General features: G+C 39.6%; 22 protein-coding genes and 1 riboswitch. Of the genes, 4 read left to right on the forward strand and 18 right to left on the reverse strand.

Annotation, left to right across the window (positions count from 1 at the left end):
- Positions 1-58 precede the first annotated feature (58 nt).
- From AC0KTX_RS04185 to nfsA, 4 genes are all read right to left on the reverse strand, one after another.
- Positions 59-1,276, reverse strand: coding sequence for an ABC transporter substrate-binding protein (locus AC0KTX_RS04185; RefSeq protein ID WP_474250986.1), 1,218 nt, complete (start codon positions 1,274-1,276; stop codon positions 59-61).
- 15 nt (positions 1,277-1,291) lie between these two features.
- A complete protein-coding gene (locus AC0KTX_RS04190; protein ID WP_474250987.1) occupies positions 1,292-2,050 on the reverse strand; it encodes a glucose 1-dehydrogenase in 759 nt (252 codons plus the stop codon).
- A 9-nt stretch (positions 2,051-2,059) separates the two neighbouring features.
- Positions 2,060-3,208: an iron-containing alcohol dehydrogenase gene (locus AC0KTX_RS04195; RefSeq protein ID WP_474250988.1), complete on the reverse strand. Its 1,149-nt coding sequence runs from the start codon at positions 3,206-3,208 to the stop codon at positions 2,060-2,062.
- A 347-nt stretch (positions 3,209-3,555) separates the two neighbouring features.
- Complete coding sequence (gene nfsA / locus AC0KTX_RS04200) at positions 3,556-4,293, reverse strand: oxygen-insensitive NADPH nitroreductase (protein ID WP_474251109.1); 738 nt, start codon at positions 4,291-4,293, stop codon at positions 3,556-3,558.
- A gap of 335 nt (positions 4,294-4,628) precedes the next feature.
- Between nfsA and lhgO the strand changes: the two genes are divergently transcribed.
- Positions 4,629-5,822: an L-2-hydroxyglutarate oxidase gene (gene lhgO / locus AC0KTX_RS04205; protein WP_474251110.1), complete on the forward strand. Its 1,194-nt coding sequence runs from the start codon at positions 4,629-4,631 to the stop codon at positions 5,820-5,822.
- Between the two features lie 1,430 nt (positions 5,823-7,252).
- Here lhgO and AC0KTX_RS04210 read toward each other — a convergent pair.
- The 14 genes from AC0KTX_RS04210 to cobA form a co-directional block, all read right to left on the reverse strand.
- Positions 7,253-8,236: a Gfo/Idh/MocA family protein gene (locus AC0KTX_RS04210; protein WP_474250989.1), complete on the reverse strand. Its 984-nt coding sequence runs from the start codon at positions 8,234-8,236 to the stop codon at positions 7,253-7,255.
- A gap of 161 nt (positions 8,237-8,397) precedes the next feature.
- Complete coding sequence (locus tag AC0KTX_RS04215; RefSeq protein ID WP_474250990.1) at positions 8,398-10,368, reverse strand: TRAP transporter permease; 1,971 nt, start codon at positions 10,366-10,368, stop codon at positions 8,398-8,400.
- Positions 10,349-10,879, reverse strand: coding sequence for a DUF1850 domain-containing protein (locus AC0KTX_RS04220; protein ID WP_474250991.1), 531 nt, complete (start codon positions 10,877-10,879; stop codon positions 10,349-10,351). The genes AC0KTX_RS04215 and AC0KTX_RS04220 overlap by 20 nt, the downstream gene beginning before the upstream one ends.
- A 65-nt stretch (positions 10,880-10,944) precedes the next feature.
- Positions 10,945-11,955 carry a TAXI family TRAP transporter solute-binding subunit gene (locus AC0KTX_RS04225; RefSeq protein ID WP_474250992.1) on the reverse strand — a complete coding sequence of 337 codons (1,011 nt, stop codon included), beginning with the start codon at positions 11,953-11,955 and terminating at the stop codon, positions 10,945-10,947.
- 160 nt (positions 11,956-12,115) lie between these two features.
- The gene (gene metC / locus AC0KTX_RS04230; protein ID WP_474250993.1) at positions 12,116-13,273 is read right to left on the reverse strand and encodes a cystathionine beta-lyase; all 1,158 of its coding nucleotides are present in this window, start codon (positions 13,271-13,273) and stop codon (positions 12,116-12,118) included.
- A gap of 1 nt (position 13,274) precedes the next feature.
- Complete coding sequence (locus AC0KTX_RS04235; RefSeq protein ID WP_474250994.1) at positions 13,275-14,390, reverse strand: methionine biosynthesis PLP-dependent protein; 1,116 nt, start codon at positions 14,388-14,390, stop codon at positions 13,275-13,277.
- Between the two features lie 108 nt (positions 14,391-14,498).
- A riboswitch (SAM riboswitch) is annotated at positions 14,499-14,637 on the reverse strand.
- Positions 14,638-14,710: 73 nt separating this feature from the next.
- Positions 14,711-15,703 (reverse strand): aliphatic sulfonate ABC transporter substrate-binding protein, encoded by a 993-nt coding sequence (locus AC0KTX_RS04240; RefSeq protein WP_327856651.1) that lies wholly within the window; start codon positions 15,701-15,703, stop codon positions 14,711-14,713.
- A gap of 34 nt (positions 15,704-15,737) precedes the next feature.
- Positions 15,738-16,496: an ABC transporter permease gene (locus tag AC0KTX_RS04245; protein ID WP_474250995.1), complete on the reverse strand. Its 759-nt coding sequence runs from the start codon at positions 16,494-16,496 to the stop codon at positions 15,738-15,740.
- A complete protein-coding gene (locus AC0KTX_RS04250; RefSeq protein WP_474250996.1) occupies positions 16,480-17,265 on the reverse strand; it encodes an ABC transporter ATP-binding protein in 786 nt (261 codons plus the stop codon). Before AC0KTX_RS04250 ends, AC0KTX_RS04245 begins: the two co-directional genes overlap by 17 nt.
- A gap of 497 nt (positions 17,266-17,762) precedes the next feature.
- Entirely contained in the window at positions 17,763-18,977 is a 1,215-nt protein-coding gene (locus AC0KTX_RS04255; protein WP_474250997.1) for a nitrate/nitrite transporter, read from the reverse strand.
- 30 nt (positions 18,978-19,007) lie between these two features.
- Positions 19,008-21,149 (reverse strand): assimilatory nitrate reductase catalytic subunit NasC, encoded by a 2,142-nt coding sequence (gene nasC, locus AC0KTX_RS04260; RefSeq protein ID WP_474250998.1) that lies wholly within the window; start codon positions 21,147-21,149, stop codon positions 19,008-19,010.
- A 16-nt stretch (positions 21,150-21,165) separates the two neighbouring features.
- Positions 21,166-21,471 (reverse strand): nitrite reductase small subunit NirD, encoded by a 306-nt coding sequence (nirD, locus tag AC0KTX_RS04265; RefSeq protein ID WP_474250999.1) that lies wholly within the window; start codon positions 21,469-21,471, stop codon positions 21,166-21,168.
- Positions 21,472-21,482: 11 nt separating this feature from the next.
- Positions 21,483-23,912, reverse strand: a complete 2,430-nt coding sequence (gene nirB, locus AC0KTX_RS04270) for a nitrite reductase large subunit NirB (RefSeq protein ID WP_474251000.1) — start codon at positions 23,910-23,912, stop codon at positions 21,483-21,485.
- A gap of 125 nt (positions 23,913-24,037) precedes the next feature.
- The gene (gene cobA / locus AC0KTX_RS04275; protein ID WP_474251001.1) at positions 24,038-24,796 is read right to left on the reverse strand and encodes a uroporphyrinogen-III C-methyltransferase; all 759 of its coding nucleotides are present in this window, start codon (positions 24,794-24,796) and stop codon (positions 24,038-24,040) included.
- Positions 24,797-25,001: 205 nt separating this feature from the next.
- Here cobA and AC0KTX_RS04280 point away from each other — a divergent pair, with 205 nt between their 5' ends.
- The 3 genes from AC0KTX_RS04280 to AC0KTX_RS04290 all read left to right on the forward strand — a co-directional run bounded on the left by AC0KTX_RS04280 (position 25,002) and on the right by AC0KTX_RS04290 (position 26,739).
- Positions 25,002-25,733 (forward strand): alpha/beta hydrolase, encoded by a 732-nt coding sequence (locus AC0KTX_RS04280; RefSeq protein WP_474251002.1) that lies wholly within the window; start codon positions 25,002-25,004, stop codon positions 25,731-25,733.
- 62 nt (positions 25,734-25,795) lie between these two features.
- Positions 25,796-26,314, forward strand: a complete 519-nt coding sequence (locus AC0KTX_RS04285; RefSeq protein ID WP_474251003.1) for a YjcG family protein — start codon at positions 25,796-25,798, stop codon at positions 26,312-26,314.
- Positions 26,314-26,739 (forward strand): GNAT family N-acetyltransferase, encoded by a 426-nt coding sequence (locus AC0KTX_RS04290; protein WP_474251004.1) that lies wholly within the window; start codon positions 26,314-26,316, stop codon positions 26,737-26,739. The genes AC0KTX_RS04285 and AC0KTX_RS04290 overlap by 1 nt, the downstream gene beginning before the upstream one ends.
- Positions 26,740-26,806 lie beyond the last annotated feature (67 nt).

The following is a 26,806-nucleotide window of genomic DNA, read 5'->3' on the forward strand; positions in this document are numbered from 1 at the left end:
CCCAATTAAAAAAATTTTGCGAAAATTCCGGAGGAAACTTCCTCCAGAATTTTCTTAATTATTTAAATTTTGGCTCCTGTAGTGCTATATGGTCTGGCCATACCCCAATTAATTCACCGTTAATCCATTGATGTACATATGGTTGGCTGTCAATATTTTGACCTGTTGACATATCAAACTTTACTCCCCATCCTGTTGGTGTGGTACCAGGTTCTACGATATGTTCAAGGGCTACTTCTCTTATTTTTTCTGAATCCATGGAATTAGCTTTCTTAACAATATCCAACACAACTTGCATACCCATATAGTTAGTTAATGAGTGTCCTGATCTTGGTTGGCTTCCATATTTTTTTTGATACATTTCTAAAAATTCTTTCATACCAGGAGCGGATTCTGAATTAATTTGATATTGTGGAAAATCAACATTAAACAGTAATTCTGCATTTTTCCCTACAGCTTCATAGAAATCTTTCATGGTGTGACCACCGCCTGAACCTATGAACACTGGGACGTCTAATCCAAGTTCTGCACTTTGTCTAGATAATAAGATCGCATCGTTTAAATAGGAAACAGCTATCAGTACATCAGGATTTTGGTTTTTGATTTTAACTACAACTGAGCTTAAATCATTTGTAGATTGGCTATAAGGCATAACCCCAACAATTTTCATTCCATTTTCTTCAGCTAATTTCTTTGCTTCTTCGGCAATTGTTGTACCATAGTCAGAATCTTCGTGTACAATGGCAACTTTTATATCTGACAAATCTTTTCCAAGGGCTGGAGCTACCTTTTCTTTAATGAAGTCTATATGAACACGTGAAAAATAAGATGCAGGTGGATTTGTACGAAATACATATTGATAACCGCGATTTGTAATAGAATCAGCAACTGCACCAAGTTCAAAATATAATACAGAATTACGTTCGGCTACTTCACTAGCCGCAAACGAAATGCCGCTGGAATATGAACCAACAATCAAATTAATATTCTCCTTATTGATTAACCGGTTTGCTTCTGATTGAGCTGCATCCGGATCAACCGCATCTCCTTTCACTAACTCAACTTTCTTTCCATTTATCCCGCCATTTGCATTAATTTCTTCAACTGCCAACTCAACGCCACGAAAACTTTCTTCTCCAAGAAGCGCAAGATTCCCTGAAAGCGGAAAAAGCGCACCTATTTTTATAGTATCTGAGTCCCCACTACTAGACTTATTTCCACATGCAGATAAAATCACAATGAAACAGATTAGCAATAAACTGAATAGTTTTTTCATATGTTTTTACCCCCTTTAATAACTTAACCATCCACCATCAACATAGATTGTTTGTCCAGTGACATAGTCCGAAGCTGGAGAAGCTAAATAAACTGCTGCTCCTTTTAATTCATCAGTATTTCCTGTTCTACCAAGTGGAATTCGAGAATTCATCCAAGCTACGCGCTCTGGATCTTCAAAAAGACTTTTTGTCATTTCCGTTTTAAAATAACCTGGTCCAATAGCATTGGATCGAATTCCATCTTTTGCAAACTCAACTGCTACTGCTTTTGTAAATTGAGATACCCCCCCTTTACTAGAGCCATATAAGGTCATATTTTTAAAACCTAATACACTAGTTAGAGATGCAATATTAATGATTTTTCCGTATTTTTGACGCACCATATAAGGTATAACAGCTTGGGTAGTAAATAAAACACTTTTTAAATTTAAATTCATTACAAAGTCAAAGTCCTCTGGTGTAACCTCTAATAATGGAAGTCTCCTGTTCGAGCCCGCACCATTAACTAAAATATCTATTTTGCCTTCAATATCAACTATTTCTTTAACATACTCTTTAACTTCAAGATGATTTGTAACATCGAGTGCTTTATAATATGCCTTTTTGCCAAGTTCTTCAATTTCTTTTGATGCTTCCTTTAATTGTTCTTCTGTTCTGCTTATAAGTGCAACATTAGCTCCTGCCTCAGCTAATGCCACTGCAATAGCTTTCCCAATACCACGTCCACCACCAGTTACTAAAGCAGTTTTACCGGTTAAATCAAATCTCTTCATGGTAGCACCTCAGATCGATTTTTTATATAATTCTTTAACATCTTCTAATGTTGTTTTTCTTGGGTTTACTAGTATATTGCCACTTAACATGGCATCTTCAGCCATCTTATCAATGCTTGACTCTTTGACATTGAATTCTCGAAAACTTGTAGGAATCCCAATGTCAACAGATAACTTTTTCACAGATTCTACTGCTAGAAATGCCCTTTCCATTAGTGTTAATCCCTTGGTATTTTCCCCCATATCCTCTGCAATATCACTAAATAGTTCCGGGACTGCGTAACTATTAAATTCCATTACATGCGGAATTAAAATCGAGTTAGCTACACCATGTGGAACACCGTATATAGCACTAACTGGATGACTTAATGCATGACAATTCCCCAAACGGGTATTATTAAAAGCAAGTCCAGCTAATAAACTTCCCATTAACATATTGTCTCTAGCATTAATATTATCTCCGCTGTAAACAGCTTGCCGCAAAGAACTGCTTATTTTACGAATAGCCTCTCTAGCAAGCGCCTTAGTAATAGGATTTGCCAATTTAGAAGTGTACGACTCAATTGCATGCACTAAAGCATCAAGGCCAGTTGCTGCCGTAATATGCTTTGGTAAACTGATTGTCATTTCAGGATCGACTAGTGCCCACCTTGGTGCGATTTTTACACCTCCAACTGTCAATTTATATTGACGTTTTTCATCAGTGATTACGGTAAAAGTTGTCACCTCACTAGCAGTACCAGCAGTAGTAGGAATTGCTAATAATGGTAATAAGTCATTGGAAAACTTATCTATACCTTCATATTCAACAATGGAACCTCCATTAGTTGCTAATAAACATACAGCCTTTCCTACATCAATTGAACTTCCCCCGCCAATTGCAACAACCAATTCAGCATTCATTTTCCTTAACATTTCCAAAGCGTTTTCACAATTTGCTACTGTAGGGTTCGGTAAACATTCATCGAATATTTCATAATTTATTTCCTTGAGTTGATCAGTAACACGACTGACAAGTCCTGCATTTACAATCCCTTTGTCAGTTACGATTAAAACATTTTTAAAGCCTTGCTCATCAATAATAGAACGCAATTGGTTTACAGCTCCCAATCCGTAAGAAACTTGGGTTGGATTTTTAAAGTATCCAATTCCATTCATCGTGTTCTCTCCTCACTTTCCATATGTATTTTGTGATTTTTATTTGAATTTTCTAAATATTTACTCAACCATAGAATAGTACGCCCCATACATACGTATCCCTTATTCTAGATATAGTAGAAAATAGATTTTCCAATCTTGTTTCAATATTCTTCAAACATTAACACTGTTGACCTAAAACCTCATGACACCGCTTTCAAAAACAGCATGCTAACTTTCGATAGCAATTGATCATCAGTCGATTACTTCTACACCATTTCTCAAATTGGTTACTATATCTACTAGACATCCCTTGAAAATCAGCACTACGGCGTTGCCTGTATCACGTGCATCCTTACTTTCATTTTTTATTGCAGATGAAATCCTTTTGATGAAATAAATTTTCTCATATGTAACCTCCTAGGATTTTTCAAAAATTCACCAATTGTTTCTGACCAATTAGTATCCTTTTTATTGGTTAATCGATTTCTATAGTAATCTCTCATTATCACGTCATATAAATCGATAATATTTTCATATTTTGTTTCATCGTATACGTTTTCATGCACTATAGCTTCAGTTGGAAGTCGTGGTTTCACGATTTGTATTTCGGCAGGAATTCCAACAGTCATACCAAACAATGGAAAAACTTTATCTGGTAGATTCACCAACTCGCTGATTTCATCGGGATTATTTCGAACCCCTCCTATATAACAAATTCCATAACCTTGAGATTCTGCTGCAACAACAAAGTTTTGAGCTAGAAGGGCTGTATCAATTACTGTAACGATAAAGTTTTCAAGTGTATCATGTACGATACTTACACCTGCTTTTATACAAGCAAATTCTAAGCGCTTCAAATCGGCACAGAATAATAATACCACTGGAGCTGATAGGATTTGAGATTCATTTCTTGATAAGGTCGCTAATGCTTTAATTTTTTCCGGGTCTGTAACTCGAATAATGGAATAGGCCTGAACGAAATTTGAGCTCGCTGCATGTTGAGCTGAATGAATCATTTCGACTAATTTTTCATCCGGTATTTTTACATTTTTATATTTTCTAATGGATACATGACTCTTTAACAAGTTTAAAACATCTTTCAGAAAGCATACCCCCCTTTTTTAAAATTAATTGATTATTTTAAATAATTTTTTTTGTGTTTTTAAAATAAATATTCAGTTATTTTAGAATAAAAAATTTAATCTAATAATCAAACATTTGCTAAATTATATCAATAGTTGAGTGACAATTAACTATTTGTTAATAGAAATTTGTCTGATATATATTTAAAATTTATCATACATTTTTTTATTTTTTTCTTGCTTTTTTTATATTTAAGCGCTTACAATGTTTGATAAAAGAATAAAACATAAATAAGTTGTTGTCAACAAAAAAATAATTTATCATACAAAAAAATTAATGGAGGTAATGGTTTATGATTTACGATTTTATTATTATTGGCGGTGGAATTGTCGGACTTTCTACTGGAATGGCAATTCTAAATAAAAATCCAAATGCTAAATTATTAGTTTTAGAAAAAGAAGAAAAATTGGCAGCGCATCAAACCGGTAGAAACAGCGGGGTGATGCATTCAGGAATTTATTACAAACCGGGAAGCTTTAAAGCAAAATTTGCAGTTGAGGGGAGAAAAAAACTTTTAAAATATTGTGAAGAAAATGAAATTGAATATGACCTTTGTGGGAAAATTATTGTCGCAACATCTGAAGAAGAACTACCTGAGCTTGAAAAATTATATAAACGAGCACAACTAAATGGCCTTGAAGTAACAAAAATTTCGAAAGGAGAAATCAAGGAAATAGAACCATATGCTAATGGGATTAGCGCCATTAAACTTCCAATGACTGGAATAGTAGATTACACTAAAGTATCTGAGTCTTTTGCTTATACAATTCTGAAAAAAGGTGGAGAAATCAGAAACAATACGAAAGCAATCAATATTAAAGAAACAGAAAATGAAGTTGAAGTCGAAACTAATAAAGGCGTTTTTAAGGCAAAGCTACTCATTAACTGCGCTGGATTATTCTCAGATCGCATCGCAAGAATCAGTGGACTTTTCCCAGATGTAAAAATCATACCTTTTAAAGGAGAGTACTTTAAACTTACACCAGAAAAGTCTTATTTAGTAAAAAGCTTAATTTATCCAGTACCTAATCCAAAATTTCCATTCCTTGGTGTTCATTTAACTAAAATGATGAATGGGGAAATTCATGTCGGTCCAAATGCAGTGTTATCCCTAAAGCGGGAAGGATATAACAAGTTTAGTTTTAATTTAAAGGATACCCTTGATACTATCACCTATCCCGCTTTTTGGAAATTAGCAAAGGAACATTTGCGTTATGGCTTAGAAGAAATGGTTCGCTCTATAAATAAAAGACTATTTTTACGAAATGTGCAAAGATTAGTTCCTGCTATTGAATATGATGATTTAGTTCCTGCAGAAGCGGGTATTCGTGCACAAGCATTAACTAAAGACGGGAAATTGATTGATGATTTTTTAATTATTAATGGGAAAAGAAGCATCCATGTATGTAATGCTCCATCACCTGCTGCTACAGCTTCTATTTCAATCGGAGAATACATAGCTGATTACGTTAAAGGTGCAGTTGTATAAAAGAAATAAAATATTTTGGTGCTTTTGGTGAGCTGTGTAGTATTTTATCAACAGGTGTTTGCCTTATATTTGGACTGAAATATTAAAGTTATAGATAGTTTCTTTATAACTCTACAGCTTTATATTTCACACTACGAAAAATAATATCTAAAAACAAATAAGATTAATGCAAAAACAATCACGAAGAATAATTAGTTTATTGCAAAATAAAAGTGGCTCTTACAAAACTTGATGATAGGAAAGGGCAATTTGAAAAATTAGTGTGTAGATTTAGATTTTTTTGCTTCTTATTCTCAATTATTTTAACTTTTCACCAAAAGAACGTATGAACAATAAAAGTGCAGAGTTATGCAATGAAAAAATACATAACTTTGCACCTTCTCTTTAAATAATAGGATCTCCAGTTATCCAATAGACCCCTACTGTATTGTTTGTGGCCACTTTACAGCGGAGGGAATGAAAGGTATGCTAGCAATGTCCGAGATTCATTTTATGAAAGTTTTAAGGAATCAGAAATCTTTTTCGATCAATTAAATTTCAAAAATCTTATATAGCAAATGGAGAGTAGCTAAAAAGTTGCAGATGGGAACCAAATTCTAAGGAAAAAGGGAATGATGTATGAGGAGGAATAGGGGGAAATTGTTTCCGATTGGCTAACCGAGGATCAAAAATTGAAGAAAAAAGAAAGAAGAACAAATAAGAAAATCTATGAGGAATAGAGAAATACCGTGGGTTCAAATTCTCAAGTCATGGCTGCATAAACCAAGCGTTGTCAGCTACTCCCGTTATTCGCCTTATTTACCTGCGAAGGATCTATGAATATCTTAACATCGAAGACTTCACACCTAACAAATGAATACCTCCATATTCTCAATAAGAAGGATAGTTTGACTAAAATGTATGATTGTACTTGAAATCTCCACACTACTCACAGTCGCTAACCATCCGTATCTCCGAGACTCTTCATACATTGCTGCGTCCTGCGTATTGATGAAGTGAAGGGCAGAAATGCTACTTGGCTGGGTCAAAATGCCCAAATAGAAAAAATAAACTCCTTTTATTAAAACTCAAAATTCTTCATACTGGAATGCTCTCTTTTTTAAATAATTGAATGGGAGCTTATTCCGAAAAAAATATATCATCATCTATTAATAAAAATTGTAATTATTTGACGAAATAAATAATTTTTTTATTTTAGCAGTTTTTTACGATTATAACTTTTTTCTGGGTTTTCTTCCGTGATTTTAGAATAATGTTTCCGTAAACAACAAGGATTCGGTTCTTTTTAAACGCTCTTTCGATCATGTTCCTTGACAAAGTTTTATCAACATGAAAAACCGAATATTTCCAAATATAGAGGTTTCATCATTCTTCTTCATCACAAAAAAAGCTGAATAACCTGTGTTATTTCAGCTTTTTTTACAGATAATCTACTTATCAGCCGGAAAAATGATACCGGTTTGTTTTCGTGCTTCTTCCATGATCTCAATCGTGATGAGTGAATGCTCAATAGAATTGGTCTCAGATTCCCGTTGGCCATTTTGAATGAGATCGATAAATTCTTTCGCTTCATAATACATTGGATGGAATGGCTGCTCTTCGCTGATATCCTCAACCCGCCCATCGCGGTAATGTATTTCCACTTTCTGCGGGGTGTGGATTGCATCAATGATCATGCTGCCCTTCTCCCCTTGTATTTCAGATGGTATGTACGAATTGGTGATTTTGGAATAGATCACGGCTGCTTCCATTTCCCCGTAATCCACTAGGATGCTGCCTTCGCCGTCTACGCCTGATTCGAGCTTCAAACTATTCGCTTTCACATTTCTTGGCTTCCCGAATAAAACGACCATCGGATACAGGCAGTAAACGCCGATGTCCATTAACGAGCCGTTGGAAAAAACGGGATTGAATGCATTTAAAACAATTCCTTTTTTATATTGATCATAGCGGGAGGAATATTGGCAATAGCTAGCAAAATAGCGGCGGATTTTGCCGATCTTATGCAAATGTTTGCGAATGGCTTGGAAGTTCGGCAAAAGAGTCGTTTTCATAGCTTCCATTAATACGACATTATTTTGTCTGGCCGCTTCCGCCATTTCTTTCACTTCTTTTGCATTGGAAGCCATTGGTTTTTCGCATAGAACATGCTTTCCACGATTCATAAGAAAAATGGCTTGTTCTGCATGAAACGAATTAGGGCTGGCAATATAAACCGCATCAACTTCATCGCAATTTGCCATTTCCTCTAAGTTTGAGAAAGCAAGCTTCGCCCCGACTTTTTCAGCAAATTCCCTCGCTTTTTCTTCTGTTCTGGAATATACAGCATGTAATGAAAAATCAGGAATGTTTTTTGCCGCACGGATAAATTCTTCTGTTATCCAGTTTGTTCCTATGGTTGAGAATTTGATCATTGCTGTTGCCTCCTTGCCAACATATGACTGTGTTTTTATCATAACATGAACAGAGCAATATTCGCGAAAAAGAAACGGTTATACAAAAAGCTGATGCCCGCCCATGATTGGATTCAGCATCAGCTTTTTTCCATTTGCCTTTGAAATAGCCCTTTGTGAAATTATACACTTTCTCCCTTTACATTCTGTGCTGTTCCGTATTTCCAGATATATTGAAGCGCAAATAACACGATGAAAATGACGAGACCGGCAATATCTGATAAATGTTCTGGATAAATTAACAATACGCCTGCTGCAACGGCAACAATCCGCTCCACCCAATGCATTTTTCTCATCCAAAAACCGATCATGCCCGCACCAATAGCAATCATTCCGCACATCGCCGTAAAGGAGATCCAAAGAATCCCCCAAAAATTAGTATCAATCATTAACATTTGCGGCGAAAGAACAAAAATATAAGGAATAATAAAAGCGGCAATCGCTAATTTGGATGAAATAATTCCCGTCCTGATCGGCTCTCCGCCGGAAACACCGGCAGCCGCGAAAGCTGCAAGGGCAACAGGCGGCGTAATGTCTGCAATAATTCCAAAATAAAACACAAACAGATGAGCAGGAAGATCCGGAACTCCCAACATAATGATCGCTGGCGCAGCAATCGTTGAGGTAATCACATAGTTTGCCGTTGTCGGGGAACCCATCCCTAGTATGAGCGACGCAACCATTGTTAACATGAGCGTTGGAATAAGGTAGCCTCCGGCAAGTTCAAGCAGCCCGTTGGCAAGTTTTAAACCGAGGCCTGTTTTCGTCACAACCCCGACAATGATGCCGGCTGCCGCTGTTGCTGCGGCAACCCCCAATGCTGTACGGGCTCCATCAACAAGGGCCAATATAATATCTTTCAACTTCATTCTATTTTCCCGATTTAGGAATCCGGCAGCAATTGAAATTAAAATCGAATAAAGAGCAGCATGGGTAACCGTCACTCCAGACATTAACAAAATAAGAATGGCGACAATAGGCGTCAGCAAATGAAGTTTTTTGAGAATATCTTTTATATCCGGCATGTCGCTTTTTGACAACCCTTTTAATCCGATTCGTTTTGCCTCGAAATGCGTCATAATCCAAATTCCAGTAAAATAAAGAATGGCCGGAATCGCAGATGCTTTGGCAATATCCCAATACGTAATGCCGTTTCCAATAAATTCAACCATTAAAAACGCAGCTGCACCCATGATCGGCGGCATAATCTGCCCACCCGTAGAGGAGGAAGCTTCCACTGCTCCCGCAAAATCTTTGTCATATCCGAGTTTTTTCATCATAGGAATGGTGAAAGCTCCGGAAGTCACAACATTGGCAACGGAACTTCCGCTGATGGTTCCTTGCAAAGCGCTGGAAAAAATAGCGACTTTTGCCGGTCCGCCAATCCTTCTCCCGGCAATCGCAACAGCCAAATCATTGAAATATTGGCCGATACCCGTTTTAATTAAAAATGCCCCAAAAAGAAGGAACAAGAAAATAAAGGTTGATGACACTCCAAGCGGGGTTCCGAGTATTCCTTCCGTCGTAAAAAACATCGTTTGCACAATCCGATCAAAACTAAGTCCGCTGTGTTGAAGGAAATCCGGCATATAAGGACCGAAATAAGCGTACGCTAAAAAAAGAAGAGCGATGATGGTGATCGGCAAACCCACTGCACGGCGCGTTGCCTCTAAAACTAGCAAAATAGCGATGATGCCAATATAAAAATCCGTTTCTGTTAGCATCCCTACTCTCATTACAATATCGTTAATAAACAGCGGCCAATACGCCCCCACAACAACGCTCAAAAGCGCAAGAACGATATCATACCACGCCACTTGAAATTTATATTCCTTTTTCTTTTTGCGGTTGGCTGGGAATAACAGGAAGATTAAGGCTAAAGCAAACCCAAGATGGACGGAGCGTTGGATTTGTGCTGTAAAAACACCGAAAATTGCTGTATATACCTGAAACAGGGAGAAGGCCAACAATCCGGCAAAAACAATGCCTCCCAAAACGCCTTTTAGTTTTCTCGTACCTGCTTCAGGATCATATTTTTCAATTAAAGCTTGCTGTTCTTCTTCCGAAATTACTTCAAATTTTTCTTTGCTCACTGATTTCAACTCCTTTCAGCCTTTCCCAATAGCTCAGCTTAGCAGGTTTTATTCTAACCCATGTACCGGGTCTAATATAATTCGACAACTTGTAAACGTTTTCTTTATAAATGACCCGGTGATCTGCTCTAACTAGTCCAACCCGCAAATCAATATACGGAAACCGCCGATTCATATTTTTAATCAAATATTTCCCATCTTTTTCTACAAATTTTTCATTTCCTTCGACATTGGAAGGCATGCCGATAGCAAAATTTTCAAACTGTAGCTCTGTTTGCACAATTTCCTTATTGCGTAATTCATATGTCTCCACGACATCGGTCAGATGAATGGAATGGGTGTATTGTATTTGAAAAGAGTTGTTTTCTTGGATAGGCAAAAAAGCCAACAATTCTTCACGATCTTCTTGATAAAAAGCGATGGTTTCGGTAAAAGGAAAGAAAAGCAAAAAGGCAATGGTTGCGATGAGAAGGAGAAAACCAATGATAAACACTTGCCGCCATGACCTCATGAAACCCCCACCAAATAAAAAGAAATGAAAAGGATAGACCGATCAAATCGGCCTATCGTCGCACTTTATTTTTGAACTCCTTTTTCAGAAAAATATTTTTCAGCGCCGGGGTGCAACGGCAGATCGCCAATGCCGTCAAGCGCCGTCTCCGCCTTAATTAATTTGCCTTTTGCGTGGGTGATTTTATCCGTATTCTCAAAAATCGCTTTTGTGATGGCGTAGACATCATCTTCTGGCATGTCATCACGAACAACTAGCATCGCTTTTACGGCAACAGTTTTCACATCTTCAGGAATTTTATAAGTCCCTTTTGGAACTGTATCCTCTGCATAGTAAGGATATTTTTCCATTAATTCTTGAATCTTGTCGTCGGCAATCGGGATTACTTTAACTTCGTTTTGTGCGGATAGAGATTCAACTGCTGCTGTCGGTGTTCCCGCTGTGATAAACGCTGCATCAATACTGCCGGATTGAATGCCGTCTGTTGATTCATCAAAAGACAGATTTTGGGCTTTGATGTCGTTAAAGCTTAAGCCGTGTATTTCTAAAATTTGCTGGGCGTTGGCATTCACTCCTGAACCAGGAGCACCGACAGAAACGGTTTTTCCTTTCAGGTCTTCAACGGAATTGATGCCGCTGTCCTTCGTCGTAATGATTTGGATAGTTTCTGGATAAAGTGTTCCAATTGCTTGCACATTTTCCACTTTGTTGTCTTTAAACATTAACTCCCCGTTTAATGCATATGACGCAATGTCGGTTTGCGAGAAGGCAATATCTGCTTCACCGTTTTTAAGTGCTTGCATATTTTCAGCAGAAGCGCCAGAAGATTGGGCATTTGCATTATAATCTGTCTCGTCTGAAATAATTTGCGCCATCGAACCGCCAAGCGGATAATATGTACCGCCCGTTCCTCCAGTCAAAAGGCTTAGTGTTTTATTGTCTCCGCCTCCGCTGCTCTTTCCTCCTTCACTCCCGCCGCCTTGATTTCCGCCGCCATTGTTGTTTCCGCAGGCGGATAGAATCAACGCAAAAGCGAGGAGAATGGCAAAGAACAAACCGCCACCCCTCTTGCTCATACATAACATCCCCCTTTAAAAATTCTTTTTTATATAACACATTAACTATAATATCACAAATAAATAAAATAATGTCAAATAATTGTCAATTTTCCTTACAAAAAAAAGAAACAGGGGACATGCCCCTGTTCTTATGAGTGATTTTCATGAAAATCATTGCTTATGCAAGAATTTTGTCTAGTCCATGCTGCAAATCGCGTCTCAAGTCCTCAAAGCTTTCCAAACCGACGCTTAAGCGAAGCAATCCGTCCGTAATCCCTCTTTTTTCTCTTTCTTCTTTCGGCATTGCTGCGTGGGACATTTTCGCCGGATAGGACAAGATGGACTCTACTGCCCCTAAGCTGACGGCAAACACCGGGAGCTCAATGTTGGATGCAAGTGTTTTCACCGCTTTTTCGTCTTTAAGTTCAAAAGATAAAACCGCACCCGCACCTCCGCTTTGTTTCCGATGAATGTCCGCCCCCGCATGGCCGTCTAATCCGGGATAATACACTTTTCGCACTGAAGGGTGATTTTGCAAAAATTTTGCCAATTGGAGTGCTGTTTCTGCCGATTGATTAAGCCGAACCTGGAGTGTTTTCAATCCTCTAAGCACAAGCCAGCAGTCATGAGGCCCTAAAACAGCGCCAAAAGCGTTTTGCAACTTATAAAGCTCCTCACCAAGCTTTTCATCCTTTACAACCGCCAATCCCGCTAAGCAGTCGCTATGTCCAGCAAGAAATTTTGTTGCACTGTGCAAGACGACATCTGCCCCCAAATCCAATGGACGCTGCAAAGCAGGTGTCATAAACGTGTTGTCGACAAATGTTAAACAACCGTATTTTTTGGCAAGTTTGACAACTGCACGGATGTCGGTGATTTTCAATAACGGATTGGAAGGCGTTTCAATATAAATGACTTTCGTGTTTGGTCGAATATTGGCTTCCACCTCATTAAGATCTGTCATATCGACAAACGTATATTCAATGCCGAAGCGGGATAGGACATCGGCAACAATCCGGTATGTTCCGCCGTACACATCTTCAGTGACAAGAACGTGATCTCCCGAAGACAGTAGCAGAAAAGCTGTTGAAATGGCGGCCATTCCTGAAGCAAAAGCAAACCCTCTGGCGCCTCCCTCCAGTTCGGCGATTGCTTCTTCTAACGCTTTTCTTGTCGGATTGCCGGAACGGCTATAGTCAAATTCAGGTGATTGATCAAGAGTTTTTTGATGAAACGTTGATGCATGCTGAATCGGTACACTGACAGCGCCTGTAACCGGATCGTATTTATGGTGATTGTGCAGCAATTTTGTTTGAAAACTCCATTGATTGCTCATCTTACCGATCCCCTTTCGCTGCCGCTTTTAACGCTTGTTTGAGATCTTCTTTTAAATCCTCGACATCTTCAATCCCAACCGAAAAGCGAAGAAGCCTGTTGCAAACGCCGTTTTGAACGCGCACTTCCTCCGGGATATCCGCATGGGTTTGGGTCGCAGGATACGTAATAAAACTTTCGACACCGCCTAAGCTTTCTGCAAAACAAATCAACTGTAAATTTTTTAAAAACGGGTTTACCCATTCTTCTTTTTGAATGCGGAAGGAAAGCATTCCGCCTCTACCCGGATATAAAACGTCGGCCACTTCTGGAAGCTCCGCCAAAAATCGAGCCAATTCCCTTGCATTTTCCTGATGTTTGGCCATTCTGAGCGATAATGTTTTCATTCCCCTTAATAGAAGCCAAGAGTCAAAAGGAGACAATACAGCGCCAATGGCGTTTTGATGTGCGGCCAATTTTTCACAAAGATCTTGCCCTTTCGCACACACCAAGCCTGCCAACACATCGTTGTGGCCTCCTAAATATTTCGTTGCACTATGGATGACAATATCAGCTCCCTCTTCGATAGGACGCTGCAATACAGGCGTATAAAACGTATTATCCACAATTAGCAGCAAATCGTGCTTGCGCGCGATTTCGCTGAGAGCTGAAATAGATGTTTCCTGCATGAGCGGGTTCGTCGGCGTTTCCAAGAAGATCGCTTTCGTATTTTCGTTGATCAGAGATACCGTTTCTGCTTCAGATGTAAAATCATCATAATGAAAAACAAGGCCGTACTTGCGCCACTCTTCCTCGAACAATCGGTAAGTTCCTCCATATAAATCTTTTGAAACTATAAGTTCATCGCCGCTTTTAAAAAGGGCCATAATTGTTTGAATCGCCGCCATCCCGGAAGAGAAAGCAAATCCTTGATCGGCTCCTTCCAATGCGGCGATCGCCTCCTCGACAACAAGCCGCGTTGGATTTTTTGTCCTTGTGTAGTCGTATCCAGTGGATTCACCAATCCCCGCATGGCGGTACGCCGTCGATAAATAAATGGGCGCACTAACTGCTCCCGTAGCGGTTTCACTCCGGTTTCCCAATTGGGCTAAAATTGTATCTATCCGATTCTTTGCCATCTTTTTTCCTCCTATTCTTCCTAAAAGAATCGCCCGTTTGTCTTTATCAGGAGTCGGCAAAAATAAAACGCCTTCCTCATAAGAAGAAGACGTTTATTTGTTAGCTCCTTCTTATCTTCCAAGCATGACAAACGGCAATATGCTTGCTGGATGTAGCACCTTGGTGCAAGAATAACCATGCCGTCAGACCTTGCACCGGTTGCTGAGGCTTCCCAGGGCCAGTTCCCTCCGCCTCTCTCGATAAGAATTGACGTTATGAAGTTTTTGGATATTTCATATAAATTAAATTTACATGAAATTTTATAAAAACACAAGTATTTTCAATTCAAAAAAGTATCATCGACAAGACCTGTCAAGTCAGGTCTTTCTTTCAAAAATTTTAATTGATAAGAAGAGTCGGCGAATTCTTGAAGAACTTTTCCATCTACTTCCGTTGTATAGTGAACGCGTTTCCATGCGCTGTCGATAATGTTTGGATCAAGCTGCTGGTTTGTTGTTTCTTTAATGGACTTGATGGCGATATCGCGCGCTTCGTTTGGATGCTGATTGATAAAGTCGATGGCTTTTTTATGTGCATTGACAATATCTTGTACAAGTTCTTTATGTTCCTTAATGAACTTGTCGGAAGTTACTAAAACGGTATTTGGCAGCGTTGTTCCAAAGGCAATGTCTTTCGTATCGACAATCACTTTTGCGCCGTTTTTGATTAACAATGAAGCCCAAGGTTCAGGTACTGCCGCTAAATCCACTTTTCCCGCTTCAAAAAATGATTGGTATTGGGCCGGGTTGCCGGTTGTGTGCTTCAATGTTCCGCCAATTCTGGAAGAAGCAATATTATAATCTTGCAAATAAGTTTCAAATTGAACATCATGTGTGCATCCGACTCCCGGAGTGATAAACGTCTTGTTTTCAATATCTTTTAGCGTTTGAATACCGCTTTTTGGGCTAGCGACAACAACAGTTCCTCCTGATGATGCACCGGCAATGATTTTGACATCCGCACCGTTCGAAAAGTTATTCATAACCGGTCCTGGTCCTACGAGACCGGCATCAATTTCGCCCGTTTTAAGGGCTGTCATAAACGCACCGCCGTCCGGAAATGTTTTATATTCGATTTTCACTTGATCGCCAAGTTCTTCTTGATAATAGCCTTTTTCTTTCGCTATCATCGCCGGAACGTGATCAATGTTCGGAAAATAACCGATTGTGACTTTCGTTTTTTCCCCTGATCCTGCTTGATTTGCTCCGCAGGCAGACAAAATGCCAATGATGATAATGGAGATCAATGTTAGCAACAAACCTTTTCTGTGCATATGTTTTTCCCCTTTCCTTCTGTCGTAAAATTGCTTATTGTTCTTGCAATCCCCATTTTTTCAAAACCTTTTTTTCAATTCTACTGAAAAACACTAAATCAACAAAAATTCCAATTAAGGCAATGATAAAGATAATGCCGATAACAAGAGCCATATCGCCAAAATCAGAAGCAAATTTTAGCGTGTAGCCCAAACCAGGTCCAGTGCTCAGCAGTTCGCTTCCCATCAGTCCTCTCCACGCAAACGCCCAAGCCAGCCTGGCGCCTGTTACAGCGTGGGGGATGGCTGCCGGGAAAATAACTTTGGCAAATAATGAAAACCCGTTGTAATCCATTGTTCTCGCCGCTTTGATATAAATCGGCGGGACGCTTTTAATCCCAGTTCTCATGTTTAACGTCATGACCAATGTTCCGCCGAGAACAACAATAAAAATGATGGCTTTCTCGTTTAAGCCGAACCAAATAATCGCAAGCGGAAGCCAGACAATGCTCGGCACGCTTTGCAATGCTAAAATAAGCGATCCGACTGTATCATCAATGGTTTTTGATCCAGCCAAGATAACCCCAAGCAAAGTCCCCAGAAGAAGGGCGATGGCAAGACCGATGATGAGCCGTTCAAAGCTGGCAAGCAAATCATAAACAAGCGTCAAATCGGCAAAACCTTTCCAAAGCGCTTGAAAAATATTGCTCGGAGCTGGAAAAACAACCGGCTTGATTCCTAATAATTTGACGATCGCTTCCCATACGCCAAGCAGCGCTGCAAAAAAGATGATTCGTTTAACGATTTGCTGCATAGTTCTCTTCCTCTTTCACGACTTTATCTATTTCAGTTTTGAGCAGTTTTTGAATCCGTTCTTCGTATTCCGCCAGCTCTTTCCGAAATTGTTCACGCGGCCTTGGAAAATCTACTTTGATTTCATCAATGATTCTGCCAGGCCTTGTCCCCATGACAAGAATCCGGTCAGATAATTTCAGCGACTCTTGTATGCTGTGGGTCACAAACAAAATAGTTTTTTTAGTCTCCATCCATATTTTTTCAAGAATTTCGTGAAGCCTTGATCTCGTTTGCTCATCGAGCGCTCCAAACGGCTCATCCATTAACAGCACTTCTGGATCCATCGCCAGCGCCCTTGCGATCGACACTCGCTGCTGCATCCCTCCAGACAGCTCGTGCGGCGAGTGCTTTCCGTATTGGCTGAGCTGCACCATTGTTAAAAACTGCTGCGCCCGTCTTCTCGCCTCTTCTTTTGTCATTTTTTTTATTAATGGAAACATGACATTTTCCTCAACAGATAACCACGGAAAAAGTGCAGCTTGCTGGAAGACAACTCCCCTGTCGCTCCCGGGTCCTTTTACTTCGTCACCATTCATCAAAACTTTTCCTGATGATGGTTTTGTTAAACCGGCCACAATCGATAATAGGGTTGATTTTCCACAACCAGAAGGCCCGAGAATCGAGATGAATTCTCCTTTATTCACTGTAACGTTGATTTGATCCAGCACTGTCTGGTCTGTACCATGATGATGGAATTTTTTTGAGATTTGCACGATTTGAACGGACAATCTATTTCACTCCACTTTTATCATTCTTACATGTCTTATCGGATTTAATAGATTTCATTATATATTCATTTTTCTTTTTGTCAACTATTTTGATGAGAAACAGGGATGCAGAAAAAAACAACCTCTTGATCAAGATGATGGCATTGCCATTTTCTTGATCAAGAGGTCAAGCAAACGAAAGAAAAAAGTTCTCCATTATAGCATCACAGCCATGCAAAACATAATTCAATGGAGAACCTGCATGAAAAAAACTGCCGCACATTAAAAGGGATCGAACAATTGTTTTTGCTGAAAGAGCGGCAAACCTTTTCATCGGTGATGAAATTTACTTTGGAAGATCAATTGACGTCTCGGTTTCCTAAACCAAACAATGGATGATGTTGGCTCTATTGCTTCAACCAGTATTTTAACGCCAGTGAATCATTGGAAAATAAAAATACTTTTCAACATTTTCAAAAAAACATGCAACAGCAATCAGTTTTAAAAGCGAACCGATTCTAACTTTCCACTTTTGCTTTGCCGCCTTCGGAAATCCATGTTTTCTTCCACTGAACTTGTACAATCGAAATTAACATCACTGCCAAAAAAGCAATTCCGCTTAAAATGAAAAATCCGGCCGAAAAAGATCCAGTAAGCAATTTTAAATTGCCTAAAATTTTTGGCAATATAAATCCGCCAATTCCCCCCGCCGCCCCAACGATCCCTGTGACAATGCCGATTTCTTTTGAAAATCTTTGCGGAACAAGCTGAAAGACTGAACCATTTCCCATCCCTAAACACATCATAACTAAAAATAGCAATACTGTAGCGAGTGTTAAACTTGGAAGTGTTGACATAAAGGTCAACATGACACAAACCACACTGAATAGAAATATAAGCATGCGAATGCCGCCTAATTTGTCAGCCAACCAGCCTCCTACCGGCCGGAAAAAACTTCCGGCAACAACACATATAGCTGCAAAATCACCTGCTTTCACTGGATCAAGACCATACTGGTTGTTAAAAAAGATTGTTAAATAGGTGGATAAGCCAACAAAACCGCCAAACGTGACACTATAAAAGAAGCAAAAAATCCACGTATCCCGCTCTTTCAATACGTTTCTATAGTCTGAACGTTTTTTTGGAGTCGGCCGATTCGGTTTGTCTTTTGCCAATAGGCTGTACGCAATAAACGTAAGCATTACCGGTATCATGGCCAACCCGAAGACAACGCTCCAATCGCCAAAATATTGTGCAATCCGATTTGCAAACAAAGTAGTGAAAACAGTACCGCTATTTCCAGCTCCGGCAATCCCCATTGCCAACCCTTGATATTGCGGAGGGTACCATTGGCTGGCCAGCGGAAGCGCTGCAGCAAAACTTGCCCCAGCTACGCCTAGCAGCAAAGCGATAATATATAATTCTGTTAAACTATTAACAAACAGCCAGCCATAAAGGAGTGGAATAAATGTAACGATCATTCCTATTTGTCCGGTTTTTTTCGGCCCAATCATATCGGACAATGTACCTAGTACAAGCCTTAAAATCGATCCTCCTAAAGTCGGCAGCGCCACAAGATTGGCTGCCTGCGCAGCATTCAATTGGAAATCCTCCGAAATAATGACAGCCAGCGGCCCTAATAATACCCATACCATAAAACTGATATCGAAATATAAAAAGGCGCTAAACAGAGTAGGAGTATGGCCGCTTTGAAAAAATCCTCTTTTATTCATCTACCTGTTCCCCTCTTTCCGCCATTTTAGTTAATTTTTATCCAAGTTTACCAGCGGTTTAATGTTTGCTACAGACAATTTAAATCCGGGCATTTTACAAAAAGGGTCTAACTCATCATTTGTTATCCGGTTAATGTTTTGTTCACCGCCCCAATGAAAAGGAACAAACATTGTATCCTCACGGATTTTATCGGTATATTTACTTCTGACGATGGCTGTTCCACGCTCTGTTTCCAATAGGACTAACGAGTTGTTTTCAATTTTCAATCTTTTTGCTGTTTTCGGATGAATTTCCACATACGGTTCAATCTGTCGGGAGATGAGTGCGGAACTTCTTCTAGTCTGGGTTCCGCTCAGATAATGCGGCATCACTCGTCCCGTTGTGACGTAAAGGGGATATTTCTTTGAAGTTTCAACCTTTTCTCCTTGACGTTCAACCACCATAAGCCGAGCTTTCCCATCCTCATGGGCAAACGACTGTTCAAATAACCTGCCAGTACCCGGATGATCTTCGGATGGGCATGGCCAATATACACGTTCTTTTTTTAGGCGTTCATATGTGATGCCATAGTAATCTGCTTTTCCGCCGCTACTGGCAATTCGCAGTTCATCAAAAATTTCCTTTGCGGAAGAATAGCGGAAATATTCTCCTCTTCCAAGCGCCTCCGCAATGTCACATAAAATTTTCCAATCATGTTTTGCTTCACCGGGAGGTTTTCTCGTTCCCGGCCTCCATGTGACACGCCCTTCCAGATTCGTCATCGTTCCTTCATCTTCCAGATAGGTTGTCGACGGCAAGACTAAATCGGCCATTTCAGCTGTTTCTGAAAGAAAGAAATCCACCACAACGAGAAATTTTAATTTTTGCAAAGCTTTAATAACAAATTGTGCATTCGGACTAGAGAGAACAGGATTTGAGCCCATTACAAACAGCCCTGTTATCTCTTGTTTATCAATTTTTTGCATCATTTCATAGGCGGAAACTCCTTTGAGGGGGAGTTCGTATTCGGAGATCCCCCAAACGGACGCAATATATTTTCGATGCTCTGGATTTTCGATTTGCCTGTATCCAGGTAGCTGATCAGCTTTTTGACCATGCTCGCGTCCCCCTTGTCCGTTCCCCTGGCCGGTGATCGCACCGTAGCCAGAGCCTATCTTGCCTATTTTCCCCGTCACTAAAACAACATTTATCCAATTGCGGACAGTCAAATAACCGTCTGTCTGCTGTTCTACTCCTCTAGCCGTAAACACCATGCCAGTCGGGGAACTGGCAAATTGTATAGCAGTTAAATGAATAAGATTGGCTGGAATTCCTGTTACGTTTGCCACAACCTCCAAATCAATTTGCGCAATATGGTTTTTTAGTTCTTCAAAACCTTTCGTTCTCTCTTTGACAAACGTTTCATCGATATATCCTTCATCAAAAATCACCTTTAACAAGCCATTAACAAATACAGCATCAGTCCCCGGTTTAATTTTGATATGCAAGTCCGCCAACCGGGAGGTCCCTGTTTCCCGAGGATCTATAACGATAATATAACAACCATTATTCTTTGCCATCTGGAAATATGGTATGATGGTCGGCTGGCACTCCGCCACGTTCGCACCTGCCAATATAATGCAGCGGGCAAAAGGAATTTCTGACAATTTATTTGTCAATCCGCGGTCAAGCCCGAAAGCGTCATTCATGGCGCTAGCAGCAGATGACATACAATATCTTCCATTATAGTCAATGTATCTCGTCTTTAAGGCAACACGCGCAAATTTCCCAAGCAAATACGCTTCCTCATTTGTCAATGACCCGCCGCCATATACACCCACTGAGTGATAGCCACTTTCTTTTTGAATATTCTTAAAATTTTCTTTAATAAACTCAATGGCCTCTTCCCATCTAATCGGTTCAAATTTGCCGTTTACTTTGCGAAGCGGAAACTTTAGCCGATCAGGATGGATGGCGTGTTGATGGGCATTCAGTCCTTTAATGCAAAGACCGCCGTTCGAAGTTGGATTGTCTTTCGAAATGACTTTGTAGATGCTCCGTTCCACGATTCTTTGTTCACTCAGCTTCATCGTGCATTGAACACTGCAAAAGGGGCATTGGGCATCAAACAGTTTTTCTGAAGAACATTCCTGCTCTTTCATTCGAAAATAGTTTAAAAGATTTTTCGCCATCAGCTTTCACCTTAATCTATAATAGGATAAATAGCTTATCATCATTCATTTCCACTTTGTATGTCTTTACACATCCGTGGTCAGGTTCTTGAACTTTTCCATCTTTCATACATATTTTCCAATCATGGAGCGGACAAAAGACAAACTCTCCACTCACGATCCCTTGCGAAAGATCCCCTCCTTTATGCGGACAGCGATTTTCCAATGCATATATTTGGCCGCTTGATGACCGAAAAAGAGCTAATTCCATGTCCCTGACTTTCACGCATTTCCCTAATTTTTCAGGGAGCTGTTCAACTGAGCTGATCTCAATTTTTGACATCTTCATTCCTCCTATCCATTTACCGGAACTTTTGCTAGCAAATCCCCAAACAATTTTTGTTGTTTTTCTTCGTCTTTTACAATTTCTTCCCAAGGATCTTTCGTTACAGCTAATGTTTCTTCAATACGATCTATCAATTGTTTGCGGTTATCCGGATCAAATATGACTTCGCGAATATGCTCAAGACCCATTCTTTCCACCCACTTAGATGTTCTTTCTAAATATTGGGCCGTTTCCCGATAATATTGCAAAAAAGCAGCTGCCATTTCTATTACTTCTTCATCGCTTTTTACTTTGCACAGCAAATCTCCAGCCCGTAAATGGGTTCCTCCATTTCCGCCGACATACATTTCCCATCCGCCATCAACACCAACAATTCCGATATCTTTAATTCCAGATTCAGCACAATTTCGCGGACATGCAGAGACGGCCATTTTTACTTTATGAGGTGTATTCAGCCGCTCGAATTTCTTTTCTAATTCAATGCCCAGCTTTGTAGAATCTTGTGTCCCAAAACGGCAAAATTGTTTACCTACACACGTTTTAACAGTTCGCAGCGCCTTGCCGTATGCATATCCGGATGGCATGCCCAATTCAGCCCAAACTTTCGGCAAGTCGTCTTTTTTCACTCCTAATAAGTCAATTCTTTGCCCACCTGTTAATTTGATCATTGGAACGTGAAATTTTTCAGCCACATCGGCAATTTTCCTTAATTGTTCTGCCGTCGTAACACCGCCATACATTCTTGGAACGACCGAATATGTTCCATTATTTTGGATGTTGGCGTGCAAACGCTCATTCACAAAGCGTGATTCGGCTTCGTCTTCGTATTCAGATGGGTACAGCATGCCTAAATAATAGTTCAAAGCCGGTCGGCATTTCGAACATCCTTCAGGATTTTTCCATCCGAGAACATTCATCACTTCTTTGATATTTTTTAATTTTTTCTCTTTAATTTCAGCAATCACTTCATCTCGGCTTAATGTCGTGCAGCTGCAGATCGTTTCTTTCATCGTATATAGATCAAATTCTTCGCCAAGCGTATATTCTAACAGCTCTGTAACAAGACTTTTGCAGCCGCCGCATGAACGGGATGCATTTGTACTGTTCCGCACTTCTTCTACCGATTTTAAACCTCCTTCTACAATTGCCTTGCAAATCGCCCCTTTTGTAACTCCATTGCAGCCGCAAACAATTTCGTTGTCAGCCATTTCAGCAGCAATCATACCACCGGTGTTGGCTGTGTTTGTTTGAAACAGGGATACTTGAAATGTTTCAGATATTTTCTCTTTTTGGTTAATTTTATTTAATAGTTTCCTGCCTTCGCTCGTTTCGCCGAACAGTACTGCACCGACAATTCTTTCATTGCGCAATACCACTTTTTTATAGATGCCTCGAAACTCATCATAGATTTTTATGGAGTTCGCACCTTTTTGTTCCATAAATTCTCCTGCAGAAAATACATCCACTCCAGAAACTTTTAATTGGGTGGAAACAACCGATCCTTTATAAGGGCTTCCTTTTATGCCGCAAACCGTTTCTGCCAACACTTTCCCCTGCTCATAAAGCGGCGCCACAAGTCCGTAAACAATGCCTCGATGTTCTGCACACTCTCCTACAGCATAAATGTTGGGAACATTCGTCTCCAAGTAATCGTTCACGACAATGCCCCGATTCACATTGATGCCGCTTTCCTTCGCCAGTTGAACGTTCGGTCGAATTCCTACCGCCATGACAACTAAATCTGCTTCGATTTCCGTTCCATCTTTAAAACGAATTCCCTTCACATGATCATCACCGATTATTTCAGCTGTTTCTTTCTCAAGCAGAAAATTCATCCCTTGTTTTTCCAATTCACTTTGAAGCATGCTTGAAGCTGTTGAATCGAGCTGACGTTCCATTAAATATTTATAAATGTGAATGACATTGACTTCCATCCCTAAATTTAACAGACCTCTTGCAGCCTCTAAACCGAGCAAGCCCCCGCCAATGACTGCAGCCTTTTTATATTTTTTGGCATACTCTATCATCCGTTCACAATCTTGAATATCGCGAAATGCGGTAACTCCCTTCTTATCCGCCCCAGGTATTTGGAGAATAAAAGGTTTTGAACCTGTGGCAATGATTAATTTATCGTATTGAACAGTCCGCCCCTTATCCGTTTGGACAACTTTTTGATTTTTATCTATCTTGATGACGGTTTCTCCTACAAAAAGATGAATACCATTGTTTTTGTACCATTCCCAATCATTCAATATAATATCGTTAATTGATGTATTCCCTTGCAATACAGTCGATAAAGCAATGCGATTATAATTTGGATGCGGTTCACTGCCGAAAATGGTAATATCGAATAAATCACGATCAATTTTTAAAATTTCTTCCATTGTTCGAACGCCTGCCATCCCGTTTCCGATTAAAACGAGTCTCTTTTTTTTCATGTAAAAAATCCTCCCATCAGATATCCAACGTTATGGATGAAACACTTAATTTTTGGTTTATAGTACTAATTATATAAAGATGTATTTTTTATACATTTTTTATGTAACAAAAATTAACATAATTTTTAATTAAGAACAAAAGGAGAACCATTTAATTTTCCGAACCATGAAATAGAAGAGTGCATATGAACAACATTGCCAATAACAATAATGCTTGGATTTTTAATTTTTTCTCTTTCAACCACAGCTGTTATATTTTCTAATTCACATATTGTTGTCTTTTGTCCACTTGTAGTTCCATTATGAATAACTGCGACAGGGGTCTGCGGCAGCCGTCCATTTTTTAGAAGTTGATTTTGAATGGCTTGAGTGCGGGAAATTCCCATATAAACGACTATCGTATCCATCTGGCTTATATGTACCCAGTTTAACTCTCTTTCCTTGCTTAAATGGCCAGGAACAAATGCTACGGTTGAACCATACTCGCGATGTGTTAATGGAATGCCTGCATAAGCCGGCGCTGCAATTCCAGAGGTGATCCCAGGGACGATTTCAAATTCTATTTGATGTTTTTTTAAAAATTCGGCTTCTTCCGCGCCTCTGCCAAATATAAACGGATCGCCGCCTTTCAAACGGGTTACCACTTTTCCTTTCCCCGCATATTGGACAAGCAATTGATTAATTTCCCTTTGATGGATGGAGTGGCAGCCTGGATTTTTCCCACAAAAAACAAGCTCAGCTCCTGTTTTTGCTTCACTCAATAGCACAGGATTGACTAAACGGTCGTACAAGATAACATCCGCCAGTTGGATACACTTTAGCCCTTTCACTGTCAGCAGCTCCGGATCCCCCGGACCAGCTCCTACAATATAAACTTTTCCCATCACTTTTCCTCCCCTTTTTTGTTATATTATATAACTTAAATTAAGTAATAGTCGGATTATGTTACATTTATTTACATGTTTTCAAATAAAAAATATCTGCCAAGATCTTGACAGAAACGAAACCATTTTGCCTTATTGGCGTCTTTTTTTAAAAAGTGATAAAATAATTGGAAATTGACACAAGATAGTAAGTGGAGGATTTTTCATGACATTAAAAGTTGCTCCCATTCAAGAAAAAATTTTCTTTAGCCGGGAACTCGGCGAGGAAATGACGGTTCTCATTTATCTGCCGACTGCTTTTTCTCCGTTCCATCATCATCAACTATTGATTGCTCAAGACGGAAATGACTATTTCAAGTTTGGCAGAATCGCGCGATTTATAGAAGAGCTGGCTGCAGAGCAGGCGATTGAAAACTTGATCGTTGTGGGAATCCCATATAAGGATGTGAATGACCGCAGACAAAAATACCATCCGGACGGAAAACAGTTTTTATCCTACATCCGATTTTTGGCACATGAGTTGGTTCCGTTTATTGAGGAACGCTATCCCGTATTGTCTGTCGGAAGATCGCGGGCTTTAATCGGCGATTCTTTAGGCGCTGCCGTTTCACTCATGACAGCGCTTCAATACCCGCATACTTTCGGAAAAGTCATTATGCAATCGCCATATGTCGATGACAAAATAATAGAAGCCGTCTCATCTTTTCAAGATCCGTCTTTACTTTCAATTTATCATCAAATTGGAAAAAACGAGACCGCCGTCAAAACAACGGATGGAAAGATAAAAGATTTTTTGGCTCCCAATCGACAACTCCACGAACAAATGGTTCATAAAGGCTTTGAATGCATCTATGAAGAATTTAACGGCGATCACCGATGGACATACTGGCAGCCTCTTCTAAAAAAAATATTAAAAAAAATGTTTTCTTCATCATGAAAAATCATTCTTCGACTTGTTATAATAAGAATACCTATACAGAGCTAGGGAGGTAATGAAAAATGAAGTACGGAATTGTGTTATTTCCTTCAAAGAAACTGCAAGATATCGCCAATTCCTATAGGAAGCGGTACGATCCGCATTATGCTTTAGTCCCGCCCCATCTGACACTAAAAGCGCCTTTTGAAGCGGATGAAAAGCGAATTCAAGTTATAGCGCTAGAACTTAGAAAAATCGCCCAGCAAGTAGAACCTTTTAAGCTTTCCGTTTATAAATTTAGTTCTTTTGCCCCTGCCAATAATGTCATTTATTTAAAAGTGGAACCTACACCTGAATTAAAGAAGCTTTATGAACTTCTTCATCAAGGCGCTTTGCAGGAGAATCCGGAATATCCTTTTGTTCCGCATATTACGATCGGCCAAAAATTGTCTGATATTGAGCATTCTGATGTATTCGGAAGATTAAGAATGCTTAATATTCAACATGAAGAAACCATTGACAGATTTCATCTTTTATATCAATTGGATAACGGATCATGGACAGTTTACGAAACATTCCGGCTGGGGGCGGAGACCATTTGATGAAAGCGGTAAAAGCAGCAAATGAGAAACAATTAAATGACGCATTCTATGTGCGGAAAAAAGTGTTTGTCGAAGAGCAAAAGGTTCCGGAAGAACTAGAAATGGATGAGCACGACGATAAGGCCGATCATATCGTCCTATATGATGAAACAAAACCAATTGGAACGGGTCGCCTCCGTATTGTCGATAATGCCGGAAAATTAGAAAGAATTTGCATCCTTCCTGAATACCGCGGAAGAGGGGCGGGTAAAATCATTTTAGACGCTTTGGAAAATCTTGCTCGCACGAAAAATGTAAAAAAAGTGAAACTAAACGCGCAGACTCATGCGGAAAATTTTTATAAAAAAGCTGGATATAAAACTGTTTCTGACATTTTTATGGATGCGGGAATTCCGCACGTCAGCATGGTTAAAACAATTGATTAGCGGTTTCTTTTTAAATCCATTTCCATGAAAAAGGGTTCGCTCGGGATCGAACTCTTTTTTACATGTT

The sequence above is a fragment of the Aeribacillus sp. JST-2 genome (assembly GCF_056032925.1).